This window comes from Falsiroseomonas oryzae (assembly GCF_027856955.1).
Taxonomy (GTDB): Bacteria; Pseudomonadota; Alphaproteobacteria; order Acetobacterales; family Acetobacteraceae; genus Falsiroseomonas; species Falsiroseomonas oryzae.
Window position 1 is genome coordinate 1 of record NZ_JAPSMD010000679.1, and the last position, 2,017, is coordinate 2,017.

At 75.2% G+C, this 2,017-nt stretch carries 1 protein-coding gene and 1 pseudogene; one reads left to right on the forward strand and one right to left on the reverse strand.

Translation table 11 applies throughout. The features are described from left to right. Positions 1-237, reverse strand: a pseudogene (locus tag OZN99_RS30515) (hypothetical protein); the annotation flags it as partial. A gap of 184 nt (positions 238-421) precedes the next feature. Here OZN99_RS30515 and OZN99_RS30520 point away from each other — a divergent pair. After that, positions 422-2,017: acetyl-CoA hydrolase/transferase family protein (locus OZN99_RS30520; protein WP_270938966.1), on the forward strand; the 1,596-nt coding region annotated here is incomplete at its 3' end.

A 2,017-nucleotide genomic window follows, 5' to 3' on the forward strand; every position in this document is an offset into this window, starting at 1 on the left:
CGTCGACGCGGCGGCGGCGGGCGCCGCCTGCGCCGGCGCAGCCTGCACCGGGGACGGGGCGGCCTGCGGCGCGGCGGCGCTGCCAACAGGGCGGATGCCACGGGTGGTCTCGGACGAGGTGCGCGGCAGCAGCTGCTGGATCAGTGCACGGGCGGCCGGGTCGCTCTGGGCCCAGGCCGGAACGCCGGCGACGAGCATGGGCAGGCCGAATGCCGCGCCGAGCAGAAGATGTCTCATTGTCCCGCTCCTTGTGACGGCAGCCGCCCAGGTAACACGGGCCGAGGCATGCGCTCAAGCGGAACTGGACGGCTTGCGGAACGTCGCGCCCCGGAAACCTTGCCGGTTCGCCGGGACGCTCGGTAGGATCGTGCGCGGCGGCCGCGGTCCGGCGTTGCCGCGCCGTGGGGGGCGGGATGGCGTCATGTGGGTGACGGCGGCCGAGGCCGTGGCGCGCATCGCGCCCGGCAGTCGAGTCTATCTCGGCACCGGCAGCGCCACGCCGCCTGGACTGGTCGCCGCCCTCGCCGCGGCGGCGCCGCCCGGGATCGAGGTTCTGAGCTTCCTCACCACCGGCCTCGTCGGCCCGCAACCCTGGCGACACCGTGCCTTCTTCGTCGGCTCCGACGTGCGGGAACTGGCCGCCGAGGGCCGGCTGGACTACGTGCCGATCGCGCTGGACGAGGTGCCGCCCCTGCTGGCCCGCGGCGCCCTGCCTGTGGACGTCGCCCTGTTGCAGGTGTCGGAGCCGGATGCGCGCGGCTTCGTCAGCCTCGGCGTCTCGGTGGACCTGGCGCCGGCCGTGCTGCGCGTCGCGCGGCGGGCGATCGCCGAGGTGAACCCGGCCATGCCCCGCACCCATGGCGAGAGCTTCGTTCACGTCAGCCGCTTCGACGCGCTGGTCCGCGCCACGGCGCCGCTTGCCGAGTATCGCCACCCCGTGGTGGGCCCCGCGGCGGCCGAGGTGGCGCGCCACATCGCCGGGCTGATCGCCGACGGCGCCACGCTGCAGGTCGGCCTCGGCCGCCTCCCGCAGGAGGCGCTGCGGCACCTGACGGACCGCCGCGACCTCGGCATCCACAGTGACGTCATCACGGATGCGGTGCTGGACCTGGTCGAGGCGGGCGTGGTGACAGGGCGGCGCAAGGCACGCTGGCAGGGTCGCGTCGCCTGCAGCTTCGCCCTGGGCACCGCGCGATTGCACGCGGCGCTGGACGACAACCCGCTCTTCGCCTTCCTCCCGATCGAGCGCATCTCCGACCCGGTCGAGATCGCCGCGCAGTCCGGCATGGTCTCCATCACCCAGGCATTCGCGGTGGACCTGACCGGGCAGGTCTGCACGGACCAGCACGGCGGCCAATTCTACGGCGGCGTGTCCACCCAGGCAGGCTTCATCCGCGGCGCCGCACGCGCCCCGGGCGGCCGTCCCATCATCTGCCTGACCTCCACGGACGAAGCCGGGGCCTCCCGCCTCCGTCCCATGCTGGAGCACGGCGAAGGCGTCGGGATCCCACGCAGCGACGTCCACGCGGTGGTCACGGAATGGGGCGTGGCCGAACTGCACGGCCGCTCCGTGCGCGAACGCGCCGAGGCGCTCGCCGCCATCGCGCATCCCCGCCATCGCGACGCACTGCTGGACAGCGCGCGGGCGCAGGGTCTGACCACGACGGCGCGTGCGCCGGGCTTCAGGCCCACGCTCCCGCCTCCGCACGTCCGGCGACTGGCGGACGGATCCGACCTGACGCTGCGCGCCGCCGCGCCGGACGACGCGGCGGCGCTGCATGCCCTGCTGCACGGGCTGACCGACGCCGGCCGCGAGACCCGGTTCCTCGCCCGGCTGCGCGACCTGCCCCGCGCCGAGGCCGGACGGATCTGCGACCCGACGCTTGCCGAGGGCTGGGCGGTGCTCGCGCTGGACGGGGGCGATCCGGTGGGCGCCGCCATCGCGCTGCGCGACCCCGCCACCAACCTGGCGGAGACGGCCGTGATCGTCGTGCCGGAGCGCCAGGGCAGCGGCATC